This is a genomic window from Bacillus sp. MRMR6 (assembly GCF_001940785.1).
Lineage (GTDB): Bacteria > Bacillota > Bacilli > Bacillales > Cytobacillaceae > Neobacillus.
Window position 1 is genome coordinate 51,333 of the sequence record NZ_MSLS01000001.1, and the last position, 24,637, is coordinate 75,969.

Sequence of the window (24,637 nt, forward strand, 5' to 3'; positions counted from 1 at the left end):
GACAGTGCTATAATAAATCTGACTTTATTTATTGAGGAGGAAAAAACTTTGAAGTACATTAGCATAGCAAACACTGAGTTAAAAGCTTCGAATCTGATTATGGGAAATATGCGCCTGCCGCAGCTTTCAATACAAGAAGCTGAGAAGTTAATCCGTACAGCGATGGACGAGGGAATTAACTTTTTTGACCATGCAGATATTTATGGAAAAGGAAAAAGTGAGGAAATTTTCTCAGAAGCCATTTCAATGACGCCAACCATCCGCGACAATATGATTTTGCAAAGCAAATGTGGAATTCGCACACCTGAAGGTTATTTTGATTTTTCAAAAGAGCATATCCTTAGCTCAGTGGAGGGAATCTTAAAGCGGCTGAAAACGGAGTACCTTGATATTCTTTTACTCCATCGCCCAGATCCGTTAATGGACCCAGCAGAAGTGGCAGAGGCATTTGATGAGCTTTATAACAGCGGGAAAGTAAAGTATTTTGGTGTCTCGAATCATAATCCAATGCAAATAGAACTGCTGCAAAAGTACATACCCTATAAATTAGTAGTAAACCAGATGCAGTTAAGTGTGGCGCACACGCCGTTAATTGATTCAGGTATTACATTAAACATGAAGGTTGATCAAGCGATTAACCGTGACAGCAGTACTTTGGAATATTGCCGTCTTCATGATATTACCATACAGGCTTGGTCACCATATCAGCATGGCTTTTTTGAGGGAACATTTCTAGGTGATACCAAAAAATTTCCTGAACTAAATCAGGTGATTGATGAGATATCTTTAAAATATAATGTAACAAACACGGCCATTGCGACAGCTTGGATTACCAGGCATCCAGCCAATATTCAAGTAGTGTTAGGAACTACCAACAGTGAGCGTCTGAAGGATGCGTGTAAAGGTAGCGATATCAAACTAACAAGAGAAGAATGGTACAAAATCTACAAAGCGGCAGGGAACATGGTACCTTAAATGAAACTGGTCGAGGAGATTTTCCTCCTCGACCATTCTTTAATCTACAATAGCAATGACTGGCGGTTTTGTTAGGTATGGCATGAGATTTTTAACATCTCCCTGCACTTCCATGCCTTCTGGTGAAGATAAGGCAAGATTCAATGTTTCCGGACTTTCAAAATGGAGTTCTGCTATGAGAAATAAACTTTCACTAGTGTTTAGTGCTTGTGATACTCGGTGAACCTCTGCACCAGTTAGATGGGGTAATTTTTGTACCAATGGGATATGTACATTGTGATAATACTCTTCAAATCCCGCTTGATTACTCGGTTGATTATACATAACGATTAGTTTTGCCACTAGTATTCCTCCTTAAAAGATAATTCTACAAATCTTGTACCCCTAAGATTAGTATAAGTTCCTTACTAGTAAAATAGTATGAGAAGTATTCGACAATAAACTGGTCAATCAAAGAGTTTCATAATTGAAGTTGTCGATCGATTTGATAGAAAAGGAGATGTTTCAATTGGAAGAAATCTTTGTTACAAATTAGAAGAGTATAAACATATTGATTTATTCTACTTGTTTGCCTATTGGATTTTCATCCGAAAATTACTGCCCAAGCATAATTTCGGTTTTGTTGATTGAATATTCTGTTATTCTATTCTATAATAATGTCAACTCAAAAAGCTGAGTCGAATCAGTATAGTATAGAAGGAGTCGAGCAGAGCATGGAAAAAGTGAGCGTAGAGAGCAAGGGTTATTTTGGTGAGTTTGGTGGAAGCTACATACCGGAAGAACTACAACTAGTAATGAATGAATTAGAAGCCCAATTCATACGTTACAAAGATGACCCTGAGTTTATTGAAGAATTCAAATATTACCTTAAGGAATACGTAGGACGTGAAAATCCTTTAACATTAGCTGAGAATTTAACAAAGAAAATCGGCGGTGCCAAAATTTATTTGAAACGAGAAGATTTAAATCATACAGGGGCACATAAAATTAATAATGCGATCGGCCAGATTCTGTTAGCAAAAAGAATGGGAGCTAAAAGAATCATTGCCGAGACAGGTGCTGGACAGCATGGTGTGGCTACAGCTACTGCCTGTGCGATGTTTGGGATGGAATGTATTATTTATATGGGTAAGCTAGATACAGAACGCCAAGCATTAAATGTATTTAGGATGGAGCTCTTAGGTGCAAAAGTCGTTCCAGTTGAGAAGGGGCAGGGCCGTTTAAAGGATGCAGTGGATGAAGCATTAGGAGACTTAGTTCAAAACTATCAAAATACCTTTTATTTATTAGGTTCAGCCGTTGGGCCGCACCCATATCCAACAATGGTCAAGCACTTTCAGGCGATTATCAGTGAGGAGTCCAAACGCCAAGTGCTTGAAAAAGAGGGCAGACTCCCTTCAGCTGTTATTGCATGTGCAGGTGGCGGAAGTAATGCTATTGGGGCGTTTGCCCATTATATTGATGAACCGAGTGTACAATTAATTGGAGTGGAACCAAAAGAAGCACCTACTCTTACAGAGGGAATACCGGCTGTCATTCATGGTTTCAAATGTTTAACTTTATTAGACGAGAACGGTGAACCAAAGCCAACGTACTCGATTGCAGCAGGATTGGATTATCCAGGAGTTGGACCGGAACACAGCCATTTAAAGACAATCGGAAGAGCGGATTATGTGACTGTTACAGGTGAAGAAGCATTAAATGCATTTCAGCTATTAAGTAAAACGGAGGGAATAATCCCTGCCTTGGAAAGTTCACACGCTGTAGCGTATGCAGTCAAACTGGCGAAAGAATTACCTCAAGATGAAATCATTATTGTCAATCTATCCGGACGTGGAGATAAAGATGTTGAACAAGTATTTAAAATGCTAAAACAATAAATGTGTGATGGACGAGTCGAAAACGACCCGTCTTTTTTTATTCTGACTTTTATTTGAACATGCTTGAAAATATCGGAAAAAAATGAGAAGGTGGAGAAAATATAAAAATCCTTCATATAGGAGAAATCAGGAAATGATAAAAAGAAGAATTCGTCATATCCAGCGCTATCGAGATATTGTCTATGCTTTTAGCCGCTATGGGTTTGGATTTTTAATGAAAGAATTGGGATTACTAGACCTTCCTAAAAAGGATCTCGCCGACGGTAATCACTCACTTCATAGTAGATCAACTGGTGAACGGATTCGAATGTTTTTAGAAGATCTAGGGCCTACGTTTATTAAAATAGGACAAATTGCCAGTACTCGTCCAGATGTAATTCCTGCAGAAGTTATACAAGAATTAGAAAAACTTCAAGATCGTGTACCACTTTTTTCTTTCAAAGAGGTAAAAAACATCATAGAAGAAGAATTTGCAGAATCGATGGAGCACTCCTTTGCTGAATTCTCAGAAGTGCCACTTGCTGCCGCATCGATTGGACAAGTCCATTATGCCGTTCTTAGATCGGGTGAACGAGTAGCCGTTAAAATCCAACGTCCTAATATCAGAAAATTAATTGAAACTGACTTAGAAATTCTTCAAGATTTAGCTAGATTAGCTGAATCTCGGCTTGATTGGGGGAGAGATATCATATCCGTGATGTTGTCGAAGAATTAGCGAGGTCTCTCCGAGAGGAACTCGACTATGAAACGGAAGCTCGTAACTCGGAAAAGATCGCTAATCAGTTTAAAAATGATCCCAAAATTCTCATTCCAAAGGTTTACTGGGAATTTACTACACCTAAAGTGTTAACGACAGAGTATTTTGAGGGAATTAAATTGAATGAAATAGATAAGCTGACGGAACAAGGATACGATAGTAAAATCATTGCTGAGAGGGTTGTCAATTCTATTTTTCAACAAATCCTGCTAGCTGGGTTTTTCCATGGTGACCCTCACCCGGGTAATATATTAGCTTTACCAGAAGAAACCATCGTATTTATGGACTTTGGAATGGTTGGGCGTTTAACTCCAGAAATGAGAAATCACATTGCTTCCTTTGTGATTGCGTTAATGCGTCAAAATACAATTGAGGTGGTTAAATCGATTTCTAACATGGGTTTGGTGCCTGAGGATGTTGATCTTTCAAAGCTAAGAGCAGATGTTGATCTGCTTAGGGAGAAGTATTTAAATATTCCTTTTAGTCAAATGAGCGTTGGGACAGCAGTTAATGAGCTTTTTTCAGTTGCTTATCGGCACAATATCCAAATGCCAACAGACTTAACGATATTGGGGAAGACGTTATTGACGCTTGAGGGCACAGTAGAAAAGCTTAATCAAGAGATTAGTATTATAGCAGTTGCGGAACCATTCGGAAGACAATTATTATTAGAACGCTTCAATCCCAAGAATATGATGGGGAAGGCGTTGAACAACTTTACTGAATATGGAAATATTCTGAATGAATTTCCAAGAACGATGAAAGAGTTCACTTCTGTTATGAAAAAAGGGAAGATGCAAATTGAAATTTCTGCACCGGAACTTGATTCGTTTACAAGAAAGCTAAATCAAATCAGCAATAGGTTATCCTTTAGTATTGTTTTACTATCGTTTAGTATTATCATGGTAGGTATCATTGTAGGTGCTTCACTATCAGGTCAGCCATCTATTTTACTTTCTAGTATTCCTGCTGTAGAGATTAGCTTCGGGATTGCTACTATTATGTTTGTCTGGCTGATCTTTTCAATCTTTAAATCAGGGAGATTCTAAAGCAGGTTAATGACCATATTTTTAAAAAGAAGATTGGAAGTGAAATGTATATTGTTAAGTCATGATCTTAGTGGAAAAAGAATTATTATAACAGGGGCAAATAGCGGCATAGGATTAGAAGCCGCAAAGCTGCTAGCAGGGCGAGGAGCAGAAATAATTTTGGCAGTGCGAAATGTAGAAAAAGGAAGAGGGGCCAAACAAACCATCCTTAAGGATCATGAATCAGCTAGTATGGAGGTGATGCTTCTTGATCTTTCAGATTTAGAAAGCGTTAGGGATTTTTCTACTCAATTTAGTCATCGTTATGACACTTTGGATATATTAATCAATAATGCCGGTGTAATGGTACCGCCTCATCAATATACAAAGGATGGTTTTGAGTTACAGTTCGGAAGTAACCATTTAGGGCATTTTGCCTTAACAGGATTGCTACTGCCCTTACTTAAAAGAACCCCTACCTCTCGGGTAGTTTCCCTTAGCAGTATTGCACATAGGGGAGCATCCATCCTTTTCGATAACCTCGATGGTTCTAATGGCTATAAGCCAATGGCGTTTTATCGGCAAAGTAAGCTGGCAACATTATTATTTGCCAAGGAACTGGATAACAGGTTAAAGGAACATGGATTAAATGTTATAAGTTTAGCCTGCCACCCTGGTATATCAGCGACAAACTTATTTAAACTAGGAGGAAAGGATGCACCTAATTTCCTTAAGAAGTTATCGACTCTATTTTTTCAGACAGCTGAGAGGGGTGCCTTGCCCACTGTCTATGCGGCAACGAATGAGAGTTTAACAGGCGGGGAATATATTGGACCTGATGGAAGTGGTAATAGGAAGGGATATCCTGCCATTGAGACTCCGGCTGCAGGTGTCTATGATAGGGAGACTATGAAAAAACTTTGGGAAGTCTCAGAAGCTTTAACCAAGGTGAAGTACGATTTTCATGAGTTTTCTAAACTATAATTCATATAGTATAAGTATAAAATGCCTGTACGTGCTGACAGGCATTTTTTTTATGTTTTATTGTTTTTTTAAAAACTCTAGAACTTTAGTATTAACAAAATCATTGGCCTCGGTTACGTAGATGTGTCCAGCACCTGATATACTAACAAATTCTGCTCCAGGAATTCTTTCAGCCAAAGTTACCCCATTATCATAAGGAACTAGCCTGTCTTCATCACCGTGTATGACTAGAGTTGATACTTTAATTTGATTGATCTCATTATACGTATCATGTGCTAAACATGCTTGAAGCTGCAGCATATATGCATATGGCAAAATAGGCGTCTCGATTCTCGCCTGAATGTCCTCGGCAACAATCGCTCTGTTATTTTCTAGAAATGCATGGCTGTACAATATTGGTGCCGTTGCCCATGCCATTTCTTCTGGAGTAGCAGTTGAAGAGGCACGTGAAAGCATTAGCATCGAAACTTCAGCATCTGGTTGAACATGATTCTGTCCGCCTGAAGTTGTACAGCCTAAAATAAGAGACTTAACACGTTCTGGATACTTTAAAGTTAATCTTTGGGCAATCATACCTCCCATTGAAATACCATACACATGGGCAGACTCAACCCCTGCCGCATCTAAGACCGCACGAGCATCCTCTGCCATAAGACCAATGGAATAGGGAGTATTTGGTTTCCCGCTCTGACCAACACCGCGATTATCAAAAACAATCACTTTATATTGCTCACTTAAAGCAGGGATAGTTCGAAACCAAGATTTAGAGGTAAGCGATAGCCCCATGATTAATAGTAAAGGTTCACCTTCTCCATAGACTTCGTAATACAAATCAATACCATTTGCATTGGTTTTGGGCAAACGAAACATCTCCTTTTTAGTATATATTGTAAATTATATGAAAAGTTGTACCTATAAAGAACATAGAATTCTAAGCCTCAATCCTATGACCTAATCATCCTCTAGAAGTCTTATAGGAAAATATTAATTATTCTTGTTATAGTCAAAAGACATTCATTATACAGGTGAAAATTCGGAAAAACGACACAAAGAAGTTTCGACATATTTCTGTTTTTTTGATTTTTACAGAAAGTAAGAATGTAAAGAACTATCCTTATCTACACGTTCAGTTGCTGTTTTTCAAAAAAAAGTAAATACAAACGGTTAATATGGGATATTTTGTCGAAAATGGAAGGTTTACAAATTAAATTTTTATTATAATAATCAGAATTATATTAATATTTTTTTCGAGTTGGTTGATGAAGATTGCCAAACTTTTGTAAATCTACTAATTTTAAAACTTAAGTTTGAAAGAAGAACAGGAGCCATGCTGCTTGATGGCTACGGCCTTTCTGAGTCAGCACCAACAGTCAAAGCGTTTGTCAAACTGAAAGAAGGATATAGCATTACTGAAGAGGAAATAATGCGATATAGTGCCGAACGCCTAGTAGCTTACAAGGCTCCAAAGGAAGTGGATATCCTTGCTGAACTTCCCAAATCCTCAGTTGGAAAACTACTAAGACGAGTCTTAAGAGACCAAGAGAGAACAAAAGTAATAATCTAAACAATAGGAGGAGCACGAATGAATACGAAGGATTTATTTAGTTTACAAGGCAAAACAGCTATTGTCACTGGTGGCGGGAGGGGGTTAGGAGAACAAATTGCAGTTGCATACGCGGAGGCCGGAGCAAATGTAGTGGTTTGCTCAAGAAATCTTGAGGCTTGTCAGCAAATAAGTACCTCTTTAGCTGAAAAGGGAGTAAGGTCACTGGCGATTAAATGTGATGTATCTAATCCTAATGATATTCAAAATGTTGTCTATATTACCCTTAAAGAATTTGGCCGCATTGACATATTAGTTAATAACAGCGGAGTTAGCTGGGGTGCTCCGGCGTTAGAAATGCCCATTGATAAATGGGATAAAGTGATGGATATTAATCTTAAGGCAGTGTTCTTATTTTCTCAGGCAGTTGGCAAAATTATGGTAGAGCAACGTGCTGGGAAAATTATTAATATTGCTTCGATTGCAGGAATTGGTGGCCAGGATCCTAAGGTTATGGACGCAATTGGGTATTCTACAAGCAAGGGAGCCGTTATTGCTTTTACAAAGGATCTGGCTGTGAAACTAGCACCTTATAATGTTCATGTGAATGCCATTGCACCAGGGTTCTTTCCAACAAAAATGGCAAGCCCAATATTGAAATATTCAGGTGAGAAGATCCTTGCAGGAACCCCTGCTGGTCGTTTTGGATCCGATGATGATATGAAGGGCCCTGCACTTTTCTTAGCTTCAAATGCTTCTGACTATGTCTTTGGGCATATTTTAGTGGTAGACGGCGGAACTAGTGCCAGCGTTCAATAGGTGTTCATGTTAAAAGTGACAAAATAACGTTATTAATCAATTCTGAATTGACTAATAACGTAAAATTATTTATCCTTAAATCAACATACCAACCGGTTAGATAAGAGGTTTAGTGCATGAAGACTAGCAGCTTTGACTCAAGTACCTTCTACAAAAATTTAGAAAATGACATTAATAGAAGTATTCATGCCAGTACCAATTGTCTAACGTTTACCAAAGCTTTTGGTGCTGAACTGGAACACCATTTAAACCGTGTGTTGATTTATAGAGAAATCATAAAAAAACATCTCGATATCCTTAATGCTCCAAGCAAAGAAGAGATTTCTGTTATCGCTATTAGATTAGTAGATTGTGGTGAGAAAGTAGATAACTTAGAAGAAACAATCTATGGGCTAAACCAAGCCCAAAAAAAGAACATACTTCAGTTAAGTAAAATCAAATTAGATATGGGAGATTTATTAGCTGAGTTAAACAAAGAAGCAAGCTACCTTCATCAACAAAAGATTCAATCACTCGAAATAGAACTAGCTAAATTGAAACATTTATTTAATAAATAAGCTCTGTTAAAAGGATTGGTGATGGAGCGGAGGGCATTCGACTCCAGCGGGATGACGGGGCCGAGGAGGCTCCCCGGCACGCCCGCGGAAAGCGAATGCCCGGAGTTGAAACATCAATCCATATGAACAAAGCCAATAAATAAGAAACTAAAGGAGCCAATCATATGACCGAAAAAAATATTGAACAAAACAATCAAGAACCACGTAACAGCCAAAACGAATCCCTCTCAAGTTTTGAGCTAATCTGGAAGGCTGGATTTGATGAATTAGATGCTTGGGTAAAGCGCTTAAATGACCGTGATGAAGTGTTTTTAAATGCAACCAGGCACTATGTTGAGACCGTTAAAAGAAATCAAGATAATGTAATAGCGATTACTGAGCAATTTAGTAAGGAACTAAGAGATTGGGAGAAGGGCGCTAGGGAAGAATTATTAATGTCAACGACTACTCTGCAACATTTTTTTCCTATTAAATCTTATGAAGAAATTAATGGGGTAGTTGATGATATTCAAAAGAAAACAATGGCTCTGTTAGCAACCCCAATTCGTACATTAACAAACGGGCAAGGATTGGATAAATATCTAGATATGGTAGAACAATACGTTGCATTTAGGAAAAACGGAAGAGCCAAATATGTCGATAGCGTAAAGAAAACGAGCAGTGTACTCTATGAAAACCAAAAGATATTTGTGAATTTATTTGCTACCCAGGTGAAATCAGCCATGTTCCCATTTCAAAAGTATATGAAAAATCCTTCAGAACCCACAAAATCATAATGGAGTGAGTGAAATGTCAGATAATAAAAATTACGATCCATACGAATCTCTGCATAAGTTTAGTTTATTATGGGAGAAACAGTTGAATGATCTTTTCTTTCTTTGGACAAATAACAATGAATTTCTCAAGATGTCTAATATTGGTACGCAAGTTCATTCCCGCAATCTAGAAAGATTTAAAAAGAACCAAGAGGCATTTGCCAGTCTTTTAAATATACCGACCAAAACGGATGTAGAAAACGTTGCTGCTTTGACTATTCAAGCAGAAGAAAAAATGGATGCGCTAGAGGAACAAATTTGGCAGCTGCAGGATTCTATGAAAACTCAGAGTAAAGAAATTGAAAGTGTTGTTGAGGTTTCAAAGGAAATAATTAAATTAACTAAGCAGCTTAAAACAGAGTTGGTGAAAACAAAAAAGGAACTTGCAGATACCAATGATTTGCATTTAGAGCTGCAAGAAATGAAATATGAATTAGCCAAATTAAATAGTTTTAAAGAAGAGTTTGATATCCTTAAGAAATTTATAGAAAAAGATCAGGAAGTGGAATTATTGGCTGCAGCAGGATCAAGTACATCTAAATAATAAGGATAGGGGGGTTAGCGGTGGCAGGAGAGGCACCATTTAAAGATACCATTCCAACGTTTGATTATGAGAAAGAAAAGGCAAGATGGACGCATGTGCTAAAAGTACTCAATGATCCTGAACCTAAGGTAGGTATTACACCTAGAAATGAAGTTTGGAAAAAGAATAAATCTGTTTTATGGCATTATCCAGCTAAACAAAGAAAATACGAAATTCCATTATTCTTCGTGTATTCACTTTTCAATAAACCATATATTTTAGATATTGCACCAAAATCGAGTGTGATTGAGAATCTAACAAATATGGGATATGAAGTGTATTTACTTGACTGGGGTTCCCCGGGTTATGAAGATCGAAAAATAGGAGTAGACACTTATATCGATAAATATTTAAAAACCGCTGTAAGAAGGGCCATCCGTCACTCTGGTGCTGAAGAAATTACTTTAGTTGGATATTGCTTAGGAGGTACAATTGCCTCCATGTATGCAGCGGTTGCCGAAGAGCCAATTAAGAATTTGGTAGTTGCTACAGTACCAATTGATTTTGAACCTTTCGTCGGTCCTGATAAATGGGCTGAGGGTATAAGAAAAGGTTTTATAAATATTGACCGTTTTGTCGATGTTTATGGAGTGATTCCGCCAGAGTATGTAACAGCGATGTTCCGATCTATTGGAGCGCCTATCTATTTTACTAATTATACAATGCTATTAAGCAGAGCGTATGACCAGCGATACGTAGAGAAGTGGCGCCGAATGGACAAATGGACTCTCGATCAAGTTCCTTTTGCTGGTGAAGCATATCGACAATTAAGTAATGATCTCTTTAAAGACAATAAACTAATTAAAGGCGAGCTAGTAATTGGAAATAAACAAGTAGATTTAAAAAACATAAAAGCTAATCTGTTTGTAGTTTCAGGTGCTAGAGATAACTTGATTTTGGAAGATCAAAGTAAACCCATTATGGAACTGGTTTCAAGTGAAGACAAAACATACATCTCGGTTGAAGGAGGACATGTTAGTCTTGCATTAACGGGCATTTTTGCGGGTATAGTCGACCAGTGGGCATCGAGCCGTTCTAACCCCATCTAATGGTTATATATGACAGTACAATAACATATTAATAGTATGGGAAATAAGTTAGAGGGAAGGACTCCCTTCCCTCTAACTTGCCATTTTGTGCTTATTTAAGAAGTTACGAAGAACGTTATTAAAGGCATCCTTTGCTTCGAGTTTAGCAATATGTCCTGTATTTCTGAAAATAACAAACTCCGAATGTTTGATTTGCTTATGCATCAACAACTGGATCCATGCCGGTGTTAAAGAGTCATACTGCCCGCCAATGATTAAAGTTGGGGCTTTAATCTGTGGGAGTAAACATAGATTATTTACCTTTAGGCATGCTTCCATTGATTTAAAGTAATATTCTCTATTTGGCTTATAGAACTGAAAAAATTTATCGAAATTTTCTTTGGACCAAGAGTATAGACATACCTTTGCTGCCGTTTCGCGCATTTCCTCTTGTGTTTTTATGTCTGCCTTTGCTTGGCGATATTTTAAAAACCATTTTCCCAGCCTTTTGGGTGCATAGTGATAGGTACTTACTAACATTAAAGTCCGGCACATATCAGGTGCTTGACGATAAATTTCCTGTGCCACCATTCCACCCATTGATAAACCACATATGTGTGCGCTTTCAATTTTTAGTTCTTTCAATAAATGAATCACATCAAGGGCAAAGTGTTTAATTGAAATCTCACCTGGTGACAGATAGTCTCCATGGCCCCTTAAATCTGGGATAATTAAGTCGTATTGATTAGCAAATTCAAATTGATTAGACCAGCCTTCCTTCACTTCTCCAAGTCCATGAATAAAAACTAGCGGTTCACCTGCACCAAGACGTAAATAAGGAATTCCAGAGACAGTGAATACTTTTTCCAAGTTTCATCCCTCCATGGTTTTATAACCTTTGTTTCCAATATTTGTATGGTATATACCTACGTAATGTGCTGAGTATTACCATTATATAAATAAGTTGACAAATTATTACATGTAGGTGTAAATTACATATATAGACAAGCAGAGAACTACTACATAAATATTTATCCGAATACTGAGGAGGAGTGTAAATAATGACGAAGGAAACATTAGAAACTAGTACAACGAATCAATTTGTAGACACATTATGGAATCAATTTGAGATGACATTAAATCGTGCTGAGAATTTACGTGAAAGGCAAGAGGATGTTTATCTTCAAACAGTTAGACAAACTATAGCTTTCAACAGGAATGTCAGAGATACATTTATAAATCTTTATCAAACAACGAAACAGAGAAACACTACTATTGTGAAGGGCGTTTCTGAAGACCTAAAAAGTAGAGTTGAAGAATCACAGACTGTTAGTCCAGTTATTAAAGAACAAATTCGTGAAGCATCCAATCGGATTGAACAAATGACAGAAGCTCCTATCAGAATAACGGTAAATTACTTAGACCGTATCGATCAGAGTATTGAGGCAGTAAATGAAAATCTGATCCGTGCTGCAAGGGAACGTCGTAATACTTGGAAAAATGTAACCACTGGATATGTACAAGCTGCCAGAGATAATCAAAAAAATGCACTTGCACGGTATGAGGAAAGCGTAAGAGTTTTAGGTAAAAGAGGTTTATAGGTGAAAATCCTAATAATAAACAAGAGACAATCCAGGGCAGATTGTCTCTTGTTTATTTATTTAATCATCACTGTTATCGTATTTATCATCATCGTTAACATCATCAAAATCAATTCTCGTTACTTCACCAGTTTGAGCATCAATTCTAACTTCCACCTCGCCGTTTTTCGACTCAATTTCAAATGTATATTCAAGTCTGCCATGCTCCATTTCTTTTTCGACTTCAGTGATTGTACCGCTTACGGTGTTTGTTGCGATCTTTGAAGCTTCTTCAAGTGACAAAACGGTTAAGTCAACAGCATCGTCTGTATTAAGGCGATCATCATTATCATCCGATTCAACCTTATAAAAGGTCTTACCGTGCTCATTCTCCAGCTCTACTTTTTGTCCCTCTGTTAAAGAAAAAGTTTGTAATGGATCAGTGCTAGATGCTCCTTTGTTACCGTTGAAATCATCCTGTGATGAATAATTCTTTGCAGCACCTACTGCCGCTGCACCACCCAATACTAGTGCAATAGATATAGCACCTACGACGAACTTATTTTTCATTTTACTTTCCTCCGTTTCGATAACGATTCATTTCACATCTTCAGTATATCCAGTGAAAATGAGAAGAAAGGAATAGAAACATTAGAAATTCATGAGAAATTCATGTTTTGTATAAGATTATATTTGCATCCTGCTTAAAATCCTGCTTAATCATCGTCATCATGGTCATCCCATGTTACCGACATAACTTCACCTGTAATGGCATGTACCTGTACGACAGCTTCTTGGTCATTAGGAGTTTCGACTTCTACAAGATAGTAGGTTTGCCCATCCTTCGTTTCTAACACAATAGAATCAACCTCACCTTGAACTTGGTTCAAGGCAATTTGTATGGCTTCTTCATTGGATAGTGATTTTGGCTGCTGTTCGCTATCCGGGGGGGGAATCTCTTCTTCTGGTTGCTCATTATTGGTTTGTTTAGGGTCTTTTTCAGTCGAGAGTTGTTTTGCTGCGATGGATAATACCTTTCCACTTTTTATATCCATATTAATGTGATAAAGGTTATTCTGTTTTTTTAATTCGATCAGATAGTGCGAATCCTTCATTTCGAAATTTGTGACTTCGCCCTGAAACCTTTCTTGAACAAGCAGTATTGCTTTCTGTTCAGTTATCATCTTGGAGGGAGAGGTTGATTCAGTAAATTGCTTCCAGCCGACTATTACGACAATGGCAGCCAAAGCACAAATGACAATCCAAAACCAAGGGAATTTTTTCACTTTTACAACCCACCTTTATATTTACTATTTTCTAATACGAAGATTAGAAATAGATGAGAATCAGCTTTATTTTCTAATTTTTAATATAAAGAGTGGCAGTGGTTCCAGTACCTTCTTGACTCACTAATTGCAGACTGATTCCCATAGCAGCGGAAATCTCCTTTGCGATTGACAAACCGAGACCAGTTCCTCCCAGCTTTCTGCTCCTCGCCTTATCTACCCGATAGAAGCGGTCAAACACCTTTGGTAATTCTTCTTCGCGAATTCCTATTCCACTGTCAATGATTTTTATAAAAGTGCTATCACTCGTCAATCCGGTTGAAATCGTTATGGAACTATGACTATATTTCCTTGCGTTATCTAAGAAAATAAATAACAGCTGCTTCAGTTTTTTTTCGTCGGTTGTAATAATCATTGGTTTTGTGAGATCTTGCACCAATTCAATCCGGCGATTAAAGGCAGTTTCAAAGGTAGAGACGATTTGAATTAACCATTCAGGAAGATTTAATTTGCTTATTTCAATATTCCACTGTTCATGATTTTGAGCCAGTAATAAAAGCTGTTCGGTCAATTCCTGCATCCTGATTGCCTCTGAATGAATCGCATCAATAGACTCGGCGAAGAGTTCAGGTTCCTTTAAGCCTCTTCTTTTTAATAAACTAGAGTAGCTTTCAATTATTGTCAAAGGGGTTTTTAGCTCGTGGGAAGCATTGGAAACAAACTGCTGTTGTTTCTCAAAGTTAACTTCTATTAACTCCATCATATGGTTAAACGTATCACCCATTTGATAAAGCTCGTCCATTGACTTGCCGTCTAGTTCTAAACGTTTAAATTGGCCGCTTTGTCTTATATCCGTCATAGTCTTAATCATGGTTGAGACTGGTTTTGTAATCAGATTACTAAGTACCTTACTTGAGATTAATACAGGAATAAGAGTAATGAGCGTGACCATTATTAATACCCATCGGAGAGTAGTTAATATATCTCGTGCTGGTTCTAGGCTTTTTATTATCTGGAGATTGGCGACTTTACCATCTTGCATAATAATGGGAGCTGAAATAAAAGTATATAATTTTTGATTATAAGAAATAGTTTGGCTTAAGTCCTTTACATAAAAGAGGATTTTCTTGTTAATTAGTTGCTGCTCATCAGAACTAGTGACAGTAGAAAGGCTTGTGTTATCCTCCGTAACGATTTGAATCATGCCGTTAAGGGGTACATAAGCTCTTAGAAGTACGGCATCCGGTACTGAACCTATTGTTTTTCCAATATTATTCGAGATTTGGGCCATTTCATTCTTTGCAGTATTTAACTCGCTATCGAGTATTAATTTATTAAATGAATAATAAATAGACAGATTCATCACAATTAATAAGATTGCAAACAAAAAAGCTGTATATAGGTTAATTTTGTTCTTCAGTTTCATTGTGTGTCCTTCAATACATATCCAACACCTCGGACAGTATGGATTAAAGCTGGTAAATGAGGCAGGTTAATCTTCTTCCTTACGTACCTAATATAAACATCAACCACATTGGTATCACCGAAGAAGTCATAACCCCATACGGCTTCTAAAATTTGTTCCCTGCTTAGGACCTGTCCTTTGTTTATCATCAGATAGACGAGTAAATCATATTCTCTTGGGGTTAATTCAATTGTCTTTTCAGACCTTTTAACTTCCCTAGATTTTAGATTAATTGATAAATCAGAGAACAGCAAAAAATCAGGTTCATTAGACCAATTGGCGTTCTGCTTTAATCTTAATGCAACACGGATTCTCGCCAAAAGCTCCTCAATTTGGAATGGTTTCGTTATATAATCATTAGCACCGAGGTCAAGACCCGAAACTTTATCTTCGACGGAGCTTTTAGCGGTTAAAAGAATGATTGGAGTTTGAAGGTCACTTGCTCGAATACGTCGAAGAATCTCTATCCCGCTAAATCCAGGCAGCATAACGTCCAATAATATTAAATCCCAGTCTCTTGTTCGATACGCTTCAAGAGCTTTTACACCATCTAGAACTTTAGTTACCGAATAACCTTCAAATTCCAGTTCCAGTTCTAATACTCTTGCAATCTTTTCTTCATCTTCCACGATCAAAATCGATCCTTTTTCCATGAAGAACCTCCTATCAAATTGTCATACAAATAACTATATCCTTTTTCCACAACCCGGTTGCATAATCCTCCTTTTAGGAACAGTTAGATTTTATACATAAATTTAAGAGACAATGAACGAATTAGTTAATCTAGTCGTTAAATGAGAGATGAATGTATTTAAAGGGGGAGCAATATGCCTAATATTATTGAATTAGACCAAGTGAGTAAGCATTTTAGCAACCGTGAAATATTAAAAGATGTATCCTTTGAAATAAAAGAGGGAAGTATTAATGGTTTACTTGGACCAAATGGAGCGGGAAAAACAACTATCATTCGTTTACTAAATGGGGTAATCGATGCGACGAGCGGAAACATGAAGGTGTTAGGTTTTGATCCTAATAAGGAAGGCAATGAAATAAGGAAGAAATCAGGGATTGTTACGGAAAGTGCCAGCCTATACCATGATATGACTGCGTGGGATAATCTTGCATTCTTTGCAAAATTATATTATGCCTATGATTCTAACCGAATAACTTATTTACTTGAGCAGTTTGACATGCTTGAACACAAAGATAAGCAAGTAGGCAGCTTCTCGACCGGGATGAAGAAAAGAATTTCTTTGGCAAAGGCTTTGCTGCATAAGCCAAGTTTGTTATTTCTGGATGAACCGACAAACGGCTTGGATCCAGAAGGGATTAATGATGTCATGCATTATCTGAAAAAGGTAAACCAAGAGGAAAGGGTAACAATCCTTATTTGTTCCCATGTGCTTCATCAGTTGGAGACCGTGTGTGATTCCTACTTGTTTTTAAATAATGGAAGAATTATTGAAAAGGGAGGTAAAGGAGAGTTAGAGGATAAGTATTTATCTGAGATAAAATTATTAATCGAGACAGGTCTCAAACCTGTCGAGGAAAATCGTTTTAAGGGATATACATATGTGCGAAGGGCGTCCGACCGATTAGAGTTTACTCTGAAATCTAAAGAAGAGATTACACCGTTATTGAAAACGATTCTTAATGAAACATGGGTACATAACTGTGAAATTATCAATAGAAGTCTTGAGGCCCTTTATTTTAAAATAAGAGGAGGGAACAATGGTGAATAAGGCTACCATTTTAACCATTGCAAGGAAGGATATGAAGGCAACTTTTTCGTCAAAAAAGATATGGGTCCCAATGATGATTGTTGCGATCATTTTATGTGTGATTGTACCATCAGGCTTTGCATATTTTGGTTTGCATTTTGATTTAATTGGAAAATCAGGTGAAGATATTGAGAAACCAATCAATGCATTTATTGAAAAGTTTCCTGTTGATGAAATGAAAAATACTCTTGCCGCATTGCCGACAATGGGCTATAAATTTACTTATTTCTTCTTGAACTTTATGATGATTCCCTTTTTTCTAATGGTTGCTATTATTAATTCAATGGTCACCTCTTCAAATAGTTTTGTGGGTGAAAAAGAGAGGAACACCTTAGAAACGTTGTTATTTGCACCAATATCAATTAGGGATTTGTTTATAGGCAAAGTCCTTGCTTCACTTGTCCCAACCCTAGCAATATCTTTTATTGCTTTTCTTATTAATCTTATTATTGTTAATATCATCACTTATCCATACTTTGGTGAGATATTATTTATAAATTCTACATGGTTAACCTTGATGTTCTGGGTAATCCCAACCTTAGTTCTTTTTAATATCATTTTAAATGTTTTAATTTCCGCTAAGGTTAAATCGTTCCAAGAAGCACAACAATTCGGGGGAATCTTGGTCCTGCCTATTGTAGGTATTGTCATTAGCCAAGCGAGTGGACTATTCTTTCTTAGCCCGATCATATTATTTATAATTGGCCTAGTACTATTAATCGCAAATGTTTTCTTGTTAAAATTAGTTGCGAAATTTAATCAGAGAAACACACTCTTTCAAAGCCAAATCCACTAAACTTTAAAGGTGTCATGCTCAGCATGACACCTTATTTTTAGGAGAAGTGGTTTCTCCTAGCGAAACCGGTAGCCTGCACCCCAAATGGTTTCGATGTATTCCGGGTTCGATGGGTCTTGCTCGATCTTTTCTCTTATTTTACGTATATGGACCGTAACGGTTGAAATATCACCAGCACTGTCATAGCCCCATATTCGCTCGAATAAATGGTCTTTACTGAAAACTTGGTCTGGATTCATTGCTAAAAAGGTTAGTACATCAAATTCTTTTGTAGTAAAGGTTACCTCATGATTGTTTACAAAAACTCGTCTTGATGAGCGGTCGATATAAAGACCACGAGTGTATATTTCTTGAACTTCTGAATGCTGTTTTACCGATAAGCGTTCATATCTCGAAAGATGTGCCTTAACTCTTGCAACCATCTCATTTGGGCTGAAGGGCTTGACGAGGTAATCGTCTGCACCCAAGCCTAAGCCTCTAATCTTATCAATTTCCTCTTTTTTGGCGGTAACCATAATAATCGGAATTTCAATGCTGTTTCTGACTTTTCTACAAATTTCAAATCCATCAATATTCGGTAGCATGACATCAAGTAAAATTAGGTCGTAGTCACCAGTTAATGCTTTCTGAAGCCCAATATCTCCTGTTAACACAATATCTGTATGAAAACCATTGATTTCTAAATAATCTTGCTCTAACTCTGCGATGCTTTTTTCATCTTCAATTATAAGAATCTTTTTCATACTGTTTTCACCTCGCCTGCGGTATTGTGCGGTAATGAGATGGTTATTTTTGTGCCAATTTTAGGTTTACTTTCAACTTTTATTGTACCTTTGTGCTCATCGACAATCATTCTCGCGATAGAGAGACCGAGACCGCTGCCGCCGGTTAATTTATTTCTTGACTTTTCTGCACGATAAAATTGATTGAAAATGAGAGGAATGTCTTCTTCTAGTATACCAGGACCATTATCGGCAATGACAATTTGAATATGATCTAGTGTGTTAAAGAGTGAAAAGGTTACTTCTTTCTTCTCCTTATCCATATACTTCAAGCTATTATCAATAATGTTTCCGAGAACGCGTTTAAATTTATCTCTATCAATGGATACTTCATAGTTGCCATGTTGTTTAAAAGCAAAGTTAAGAGATGCTTCTACAGAATGATTTTCAAGTAAAAAGCTTAGTTCCTCGAAGTAGTCTGCTAAATAATCCTTCATATTTACTTTTTCAAAATCAAATGGAACCTTTCCTAAATCAAGCTTTGAAAATAGAAATAATTCATCAATTAAATGATCAAGGTCAACTGCTTTCGTATAGATGGTTTTCAAATAAAGGTCTCTTTTTTCAGGAGTATCGGCTATACCATCTCTAATTCCCTCAACATATCCTTTTATAGAGGTTATTGGTGTTTTTAAATCATGTGAGATGTGGGCAATTAACTCTTTACGATTTTCTTCGTATTGTTTTTGGACCATATGAGACGCTTTAAGTTGTAAGCGCATTTCCTCAAAGGCCTTAGTTAATTGTCCAAATTCATCATTTCGAGTCAGGCTGATGGAATGTTCTAGGTTCCCGCTTTCAATATACTTTGCCGCTTTTTTTAAGCGGTTGATGGGCCCGATAATACTTTTTGAAACAAAATAGGTTAATAACCCATTCGTGACGATTAAAATGAGGAGGCATAGGCTAAAGAGAATGGGGAAAAAGGTTTTAACAAATTGGTTCCATGGACTGGCATCCCGCATTAAAAAAAGGGAGATTTCACTACCATCGGAAAGGAAAAAATCATGTTGCTTGATTGCATAGGTATTTTCGCCAACCTCCTCTAAACTTCGAAAGCTTTTCTCCGTACCAAACATTGGGAGCTCCTGAGTATTTACCTTCTTAAGGTCAGCGGTTGAATAATAGATGTTATCATCGATACGAATTAATAAGCCGAGTTCTAAGTCGTTTAATCTTTCATCCAAGGATTTTAGGTAATCCATGCTCAACAAATCATCCGGCTGTACTACAGATTTTTCTTTCAACTCTAGAAACAACAATGTATCCTGCTGCTTGGATTTGTGATAGTTATGACTTTCTGGGAGAAAACTAGCCATTTCTCTAAAATCACCCAGGAATACTATTGTTAATAAGAGCGAGGCAAAGAAAAATAAGATAATCGGTATGGTAATCATCGCAATATTGGATAATACCAGCCGGAGTTTGATTGACATAGTAAATACACCCTTTTAGTTATGCTTCTTTTCTATTAAACATATAATATCCCGTCGCCAAAAACAATGTGAAGGCTGAGCACAAATACGTGACAGTTTGAAGCATCCATCGAATAGACACATCCTGGGTCCAATGCATGTACCAGCCGAGATAACTGGCAGGCAGGATATAATAGGAAGCTGGCAGTACATAGGGCAAAAGCTGCATGACTAGAAATAGAACAATCATACCAGAAATAGCGAGTACACTTGAATTTACTAAAAGAGCCACCATGACAGCGAAGGCAGCAAGGACCATTAATGGAAACCATGATATAGCATACGCTGTGAAACTACCTAGTAATGCAGAAAAATCAAAACTTTTGTCAAATAATATACTGCTAATCACCGTGAAGAACCAGAGTACCAAGAGGTGCAGGAGGGTGAAAATTCCAATGGCGGCCGCTTTGGAAAAGAAGCTTTCGATACGGAGTATCGGTCGCACTTGAAATAAAGTTCCTTTTTCTCCTTCACCGGTAAAAAGGTCAGTTGCAGCTATAAAGATGAATAAAGGAAGTAAAAAAGTATTAAATAAATCCAAAAGCAGATAATTGATATTTTCAGCAGGAAACGTTATCCAGTTAGTCAGGAAGAGTTTATTAACTAGAATCTTTGTTAAAATAGGAAAGAGAACCGATGCGGCAAGAAAAAGCTTTGTCACCCTTTTTGCCAATAGCTTTTGTATTTCATTCATACTATTTGCAAGGATCATGTTCATAAGCTTTTCTCCCTTATTTTTTGGATGTAAATTTCTTCTAAAGTTTGGCTGCTCGGTTCATAAACAGATGCTTTCCCATTAATAAGAAAACAGAAACGATTGCAAATCTTCTCTAGTTCAGAAATATGGTGACTGGAAATAACAAAGGTTACACCGGACATGGTAGCAATCTCTTGAATGATCTTTCTCAGCATAAGCAGGCCATCAATATCAAGGCCATTCGTCGGTTCATCTAAAATGATCAACCTAGGTTCAGAAATGAGGGCACTAGCGATACCAAACCGCTGCTTCATACCCATTGAAAAAGATGAAATTTTCTCATTTTTAAAGCTGCTTAATCCTGTCTGCTCTAAAACTTCTTCAATTCTTGAGTTTGAAACGACAGAATAAAATCGTGATATCATTTTTAGATTCTGATAAGGAGTCATATTTTCATATGCGACAGCAGGACCTATCAAAGCTCCGACGGACCTAATTGCATCCTTATATTGGCGTTGTAAATGAAAACCAAATATTTCGACTTCGCCGTTATCAGGTAAAACAAGTCCAGTCATGCATTTTAATAAAGTAGTTTTACCAGCCCCATTCGGTCCAAGGACCCCAACGATCTCCCCTTGTTTAATGGATAAATTAATATCCATAATTCCTCTACCATTTGAATACCGCTTATTCAATCCGGATATAACCACTGCATTTTCCAAAATAGTCACCCTCTATAAAATTTACTTCCCGCTTTTTCCATGCTCAAAATGAATAACCTTTTCAGCTGGAATGTCGATTGGACTTACGGAAGTTTGGTTATAATCAGTTACGCTCATATCAATGGTTAAGACAAGTTCATGGATTTTACCTTGTTGGTTTTTTCCAGTTACGACCGCTTTGATTACTTGTTTTTCAATATAGTTTTCTTTATTAACCTGCGCTGTAAGTTTTACTTGCTTAACTGAAATATCATGATCAAGTTCAGGCATTGTTGCTTGTAGGTGGAAGTCTGTACTATCCTTTTCTTTGTTATCTTCGATCATCACAGCATGCTTAATCATCAAGGTGCTTAGAGCATTCGCAGTTAGTGGTATTTCCTTGCCTGTTAAATCGAGTTCAATGGAATGGTTCCCATTTTGTGTTGCTTCAACAGTAATTTTTTGTTGAAGATTTTTTGTCATAACATCAATTAAGTTTTCTAGGTCATCTTTTAGCTCGGCAGTATTTTTATGATGAGGAGTTTTGGAGATTTCCATTTTATAGATGCTGTCAACACCATCCTTCATCACAAACCAATTACCTTCCTGCTTATACATGTTCATCGTACTTGTTTCGGATTCATTAGCTAAGGTAGTTGTTAGGGCATTCACTTGGTTTACTGAATCAGATTTAAAGATGGAATCTGCTGAAAAGATATCCGTTTGATTGTCCGTAATCGAAAGCTTAACCTCCATAGTTGCACTATTTGCAGTGTGTGTTTGTTTCAAAGCCGATTTATAAAGCTCATAACCAGATGTATTTGCTGATATCGAATAAACACTGCCTAACATTAGCATACCGCTTACCCCGATAACAGTTAAGATTTTCTTATTCATCACATGTTCCTCCATTCACTATTATGATACAACCCCAGTCTAATCCCAAGATATAAATCCCATCTAAAGTAAATATTAAATTTTTCTTAAATATTTACCTTGTTAAAATCACACTTTACAACCACAAGCCAAAATATTTTTTAAAAAAATAAAATAAAATGTTTGAATTTTTAGAAAACTCACAGTATAATAAGAAAAAGCTCAAGGAGTTGATTTCCATGGAAAAGAGATTATTAAATTCACCACAACAAGCTGATACAAACAACGATTCTGTCATTGCTGAAATGTTATTAAACAACGCCCTGCTTGAATTTCAAAAGGAACTAATCCGTAAGGAAATCGACCAATCATTAGCAGATAGAAATAAAAAAGCCTTTCTCCAGTTAACAGAGGAGTTAAAGAAAATATCATAAGTATATACTCAGAGGTTATTTACAAAAATGGAAGCCCCATTCTCATGAATAGGGCTTCTTTTGTTTTTATGACTTGTAAATATTTTTTTCTAAGCATTTTCGTCAATTAGAATCTTCTAGTTTTTGTTCCTTCTTGTTTTTATTTAGCAAGTAAAATGAGATTGGTTGATCCGACCCAGTCATTAAGTTATATACATACGATGAGGTTAATTTGTACCCATCATCAATTTTTTCTGCCAAGTAATTTGTTCTCTCAAATAGAATGGATCGAATATGGTTTATTTGGCGTGAAATCTTTTCCGTTAGTGCTTCTTGTTTGTCTAACCTGCTGATTACTCCGTTTTGGAACTCCTCTTGTCCTGAAATTTTTTCAGACATCTGTTTCTGTAGCAAATACTGGTCACTTATTTGCATGTGTATTTGATTGTTAGCCGTTTCGTGTTTTTCCATCCTTTCATCTAATGTTGCCAGCCATTGAATAACAAGACTTTCAAACTCAGAATTCTTCTGAGTATGTGTTTTCAGCTCATTAAGCTTTTCACTGACATCATCCCATTGAATTGCTTGTACATTTTCATACTCAATAGTTCTTTGCTTTAGTTCCTCTAAAGTTTTACTAAGTGAAACATTTGCTTGTTGTTGTTCGTCTACTATTTCTGTAAGATAGTTCTTTATAATAACTGCTTGATTCGGTTCATTAAGTTGCTTTCGGGCCTTAAATACACCTGGATGCTGGTTATTGTTGATGTATAATCCCATTTGGACTCTTCACTCCTATCCTTCAAGAATGTAATATTTTATGCGACTTTTACAATAGATGGGAAAAAATTTATAAAAAAACAGGAAAAATGTGTTTCTTTGAGGAATTAAATTTAGTACATTAGATTATATGAATATTTCTGGTAATGAAATTTGTGTTTCTAGCATAAGTCTTTAGTCGTAGATAAAAATAAACCTCTAGCAAGTTTTTTCAATATGGTCATTTAGTTATAATGAACAGAGAGATGGAAATTGCTAAAAGTCTAGTTATTTAGACTGCAATAATATAATGCAGGGATAAGATATAAAATTAATCCCTTCCTGTAGAAAAGATGTAGGGGGAGTAAATAATGAGGAAGGTTTACGTACTTCTTACTGATACTGGAACCGTTCTAACAAAAATCATAAAATTATATACGAAGAAGCAGCATAACCACGCTTCAATTGCTCTTGATGACGAATTATGGGATGTATACAGTTTTGGGCGTAAAAGACCTAGTAATCCTTTTTTGGCCGGTTTTGTTCGTGAAAATATCCGCGGAGGTATATTTAGGAAAGCAGATTGTGCAATATACTGCTGTACGATTTCTGAAGAACAGTATGAAACTGTTTGTCGGAAAATTCGTGAAATTGAAGCGAATAAGAGTGATTACAGGTATAATCTCCTAGGGCTTTTTGCTGTTATGTTCAATATGGAGTTTGACCGAAAAAATGCGTTCTTTTGTTCCCATTTTGTGGCAGCGCTTCTTGAAGAATGCGGTGTGGAAATCAATAAAAGGAAGCCGTTGTCACTTGTAACCCCCGATGATATAAAGAAATCTACATCCCTAGAATTGGTCTACGAAGGAAAACTGTCTTCATACTTTTTAGAACCGAACCCAGAGCATATCAAAGATATGTCACATCCTAAATATTACCGAGAGTTTAATACAGAAGTTATATAACTTGAGCATGAGGGACGTGTATTTTTTATACACGTCTTTTTAATATAGCAATAAGTAATAAGGTTAGGCAGTCATATGTGTAGAACATTCTT

27 protein-coding genes and 1 pseudogene are annotated in these 24,637 nt (G+C 36.7%); 15 read left to right on the forward strand and 13 right to left on the reverse strand.

Annotation, left to right across the window (positions count from 1 at the left end; all coding sequences use genetic code 11):
- The first annotated feature begins 48 nt into the window (after positions 1-48).
- Entirely contained in the window at positions 49-975 is a 927-nt protein-coding gene (locus BTR25_RS00285) for an aldo/keto reductase (protein ID WP_075684981.1), read from the forward strand.
- Positions 976-1,014: 39 nt separating this feature from the next.
- Here the strand turns inward: BTR25_RS00285 and BTR25_RS00290 are convergent, their stop codons facing one another.
- Positions 1,015-1,317: an EthD family reductase gene (locus BTR25_RS00290; protein WP_075684983.1), complete on the reverse strand. Its 303-nt coding sequence runs from the start codon at positions 1,315-1,317 to the stop codon at positions 1,015-1,017.
- A 371-nt stretch (positions 1,318-1,688) separates the two neighbouring features.
- Here BTR25_RS00290 and trpB point away from each other — a divergent pair, with 371 nt between their 5' ends.
- From trpB to BTR25_RS00305, 3 genes and pseudogenes are all read left to right on the forward strand, one after another.
- A complete protein-coding gene (trpB, locus tag BTR25_RS00295) occupies positions 1,689-2,855 on the forward strand; it encodes a tryptophan synthase subunit beta (RefSeq protein WP_075684985.1) in 1,167 nt (388 codons plus the stop codon).
- A 133-nt stretch (positions 2,856-2,988) separates the two neighbouring features.
- Positions 2,989-4,661, forward strand: a pseudogene (locus tag BTR25_RS00300) (ABC1 kinase family protein).
- Between the two features lie 39 nt (positions 4,662-4,700).
- The gene (locus BTR25_RS00305; protein WP_254842604.1) at positions 4,701-5,624 is read left to right on the forward strand and encodes an oxidoreductase; all 924 of its coding nucleotides are present in this window, start codon (positions 4,701-4,703) and stop codon (positions 5,622-5,624) included.
- A gap of 57 nt (positions 5,625-5,681) precedes the next feature.
- Here BTR25_RS00305 and BTR25_RS00310 read toward each other — a convergent pair whose 3' ends face one another.
- Positions 5,682-6,485 (reverse strand): alpha/beta fold hydrolase, encoded by an 804-nt coding sequence (locus BTR25_RS00310; RefSeq protein WP_083652208.1) that lies wholly within the window; start codon positions 6,483-6,485, stop codon positions 5,682-5,684.
- Between the two features lie 466 nt (positions 6,486-6,951).
- Between BTR25_RS00310 and BTR25_RS00315 the strand changes: the two genes are divergently transcribed.
- From BTR25_RS00315 to BTR25_RS00340, 6 genes are all read left to right on the forward strand, one after another.
- On the forward strand, positions 6,952-7,188 hold the full coding sequence (locus BTR25_RS00315; protein ID WP_075684991.1) for an AMP-binding enzyme: 237 nt from the start codon (positions 6,952-6,954) through the stop codon (positions 7,186-7,188).
- An 18-nt stretch (positions 7,189-7,206) separates the two neighbouring features.
- Complete coding sequence (locus BTR25_RS00320; protein ID WP_075684993.1) at positions 7,207-7,986, forward strand: SDR family oxidoreductase; 780 nt, start codon at positions 7,207-7,209, stop codon at positions 7,984-7,986.
- A gap of 116 nt (positions 7,987-8,102) precedes the next feature.
- A complete protein-coding gene (locus BTR25_RS00325) occupies positions 8,103-8,543 on the forward strand; it encodes a hypothetical protein (protein ID WP_075684995.1) in 441 nt (146 codons plus the stop codon).
- A gap of 164 nt (positions 8,544-8,707) precedes the next feature.
- The gene (locus BTR25_RS00330; RefSeq protein WP_075684997.1) at positions 8,708-9,319 is read left to right on the forward strand and encodes a hypothetical protein; all 612 of its coding nucleotides are present in this window, start codon (positions 8,708-8,710) and stop codon (positions 9,317-9,319) included.
- A 13-nt stretch (positions 9,320-9,332) separates the two neighbouring features.
- Positions 9,333-9,902 carry a polyhydroxyalkanoate biosynthesis repressor PhaR gene (locus BTR25_RS00335; protein ID WP_075684999.1) on the forward strand — a complete coding sequence of 190 codons (570 nt, stop codon included), beginning with the start codon at positions 9,333-9,335 and terminating at the stop codon, positions 9,900-9,902.
- 20 nt (positions 9,903-9,922) lie between these two features.
- Positions 9,923-10,990 carry an alpha/beta fold hydrolase gene (locus BTR25_RS00340; RefSeq protein ID WP_083652209.1) on the forward strand — a complete coding sequence of 356 codons (1,068 nt, stop codon included), beginning with the start codon at positions 9,923-9,925 and terminating at the stop codon, positions 10,988-10,990.
- A 72-nt stretch (positions 10,991-11,062) separates the two neighbouring features.
- Here the strand turns inward: BTR25_RS00340 and BTR25_RS00345 are convergent, their stop codons facing one another.
- On the reverse strand, positions 11,063-11,839 hold the full coding sequence (locus BTR25_RS00345) for an alpha/beta fold hydrolase (protein WP_075685000.1): 777 nt from the start codon (positions 11,837-11,839) through the stop codon (positions 11,063-11,065).
- 191 nt (positions 11,840-12,030) lie between these two features.
- Between BTR25_RS00345 and BTR25_RS00350 the strand changes: the two genes are divergently transcribed.
- Positions 12,031-12,570 (forward strand): hypothetical protein, encoded by a 540-nt coding sequence (locus BTR25_RS00350; RefSeq protein WP_075685002.1) that lies wholly within the window; start codon positions 12,031-12,033, stop codon positions 12,568-12,570.
- 60 nt (positions 12,571-12,630) lie between these two features.
- Here BTR25_RS00350 and BTR25_RS00355 read toward each other — a convergent pair whose 3' ends face one another.
- The 4 genes from BTR25_RS00355 to BTR25_RS00370 form a co-directional block, all read right to left on the reverse strand.
- Positions 12,631-13,119 carry a PepSY domain-containing protein gene (locus tag BTR25_RS00355; protein ID WP_075685004.1) on the reverse strand — a complete coding sequence of 163 codons (489 nt, stop codon included), beginning with the start codon at positions 13,117-13,119 and terminating at the stop codon, positions 12,631-12,633.
- 146 nt (positions 13,120-13,265) lie between these two features.
- Complete coding sequence (locus BTR25_RS00360; protein ID WP_075685006.1) at positions 13,266-13,835, reverse strand: PepSY domain-containing protein; 570 nt, start codon at positions 13,833-13,835, stop codon at positions 13,266-13,268.
- Between the two features lie 73 nt (positions 13,836-13,908).
- A complete protein-coding gene (locus BTR25_RS00365) occupies positions 13,909-15,261 on the reverse strand; it encodes a sensor histidine kinase (protein ID WP_075685008.1) in 1,353 nt (450 codons plus the stop codon).
- Positions 15,258-15,953, reverse strand: a complete 696-nt coding sequence (locus tag BTR25_RS00370) for a response regulator transcription factor (protein ID WP_075685010.1) — start codon at positions 15,951-15,953, stop codon at positions 15,258-15,260. Before BTR25_RS00370 ends, BTR25_RS00365 begins: the two co-directional genes overlap by 4 nt.
- Positions 15,954-16,127: 174 nt before the next feature.
- Here BTR25_RS00370 and BTR25_RS00375 point away from each other — a divergent pair, with 174 nt between their 5' ends.
- A complete protein-coding gene (locus BTR25_RS00375) occupies positions 16,128-17,042 on the forward strand; it encodes an ABC transporter ATP-binding protein (protein WP_075685012.1) in 915 nt (304 codons plus the stop codon).
- A complete protein-coding gene (locus BTR25_RS00380) occupies positions 17,032-17,877 on the forward strand; it encodes an ABC transporter permease subunit (protein ID WP_075685014.1) in 846 nt (281 codons plus the stop codon). Before BTR25_RS00375 ends, BTR25_RS00380 begins: the two co-directional genes overlap by 11 nt.
- 56 nt (positions 17,878-17,933) lie before the next feature.
- Here the strand turns inward: BTR25_RS00380 and BTR25_RS00385 are convergent, their stop codons facing one another.
- The 5 genes from BTR25_RS00385 to BTR25_RS00405 are packed head-to-tail and all read right to left on the reverse strand — an operon-like array spanning position 17,934 to position 22,429.
- Positions 17,934-18,620 carry a response regulator transcription factor gene (locus BTR25_RS00385; protein WP_075685016.1) on the reverse strand — a complete coding sequence of 229 codons (687 nt, stop codon included), beginning with the start codon at positions 18,618-18,620 and terminating at the stop codon, positions 17,934-17,936.
- Positions 18,617-20,095, reverse strand: coding sequence for a sensor histidine kinase (locus BTR25_RS00390; protein WP_075685018.1), 1,479 nt, complete (start codon positions 20,093-20,095; stop codon positions 18,617-18,619). The genes BTR25_RS00385 and BTR25_RS00390 overlap by 4 nt, the downstream gene beginning before the upstream one ends.
- A 19-nt stretch (positions 20,096-20,114) precedes the next feature.
- Positions 20,115-20,852, reverse strand: a complete 738-nt coding sequence (locus BTR25_RS00395) for an ABC transporter permease (protein ID WP_075685020.1) — start codon at positions 20,850-20,852, stop codon at positions 20,115-20,117.
- Positions 20,849-21,553 (reverse strand): ABC transporter ATP-binding protein, encoded by a 705-nt coding sequence (locus BTR25_RS00400; RefSeq protein WP_075685022.1) that lies wholly within the window; start codon positions 21,551-21,553, stop codon positions 20,849-20,851. Before BTR25_RS00400 ends, BTR25_RS00395 begins: the two co-directional genes overlap by 4 nt.
- Before the next feature lie 21 nt (positions 21,554-21,574).
- Positions 21,575-22,429: a hypothetical protein gene (locus BTR25_RS00405; RefSeq protein ID WP_075685023.1), complete on the reverse strand. Its 855-nt coding sequence runs from the start codon at positions 22,427-22,429 to the stop codon at positions 21,575-21,577.
- A 218-nt stretch (positions 22,430-22,647) separates the two neighbouring features.
- On the opposite strand from BTR25_RS00405, the gene BTR25_RS00410 reads away from it, so the two are divergent.
- Positions 22,648-22,842, forward strand: coding sequence for an IDEAL domain-containing protein (locus BTR25_RS00410; protein WP_075685025.1), 195 nt, complete (start codon positions 22,648-22,650; stop codon positions 22,840-22,842).
- A gap of 102 nt (positions 22,843-22,944) precedes the next feature.
- Here the strand turns inward: BTR25_RS00410 and BTR25_RS00415 are convergent, their stop codons facing one another.
- Complete coding sequence (locus BTR25_RS00415) at positions 22,945-23,601, reverse strand: hypothetical protein (RefSeq protein WP_075685027.1); 657 nt, start codon at positions 23,599-23,601, stop codon at positions 22,945-22,947.
- A gap of 350 nt (positions 23,602-23,951) precedes the next feature.
- Between BTR25_RS00415 and BTR25_RS00420 the strand changes: the two genes are divergently transcribed.
- A complete protein-coding gene (locus BTR25_RS00420) occupies positions 23,952-24,545 on the forward strand; it encodes a hypothetical protein (protein WP_075685029.1) in 594 nt (197 codons plus the stop codon).
- Positions 24,546-24,637 lie beyond the last annotated feature (92 nt).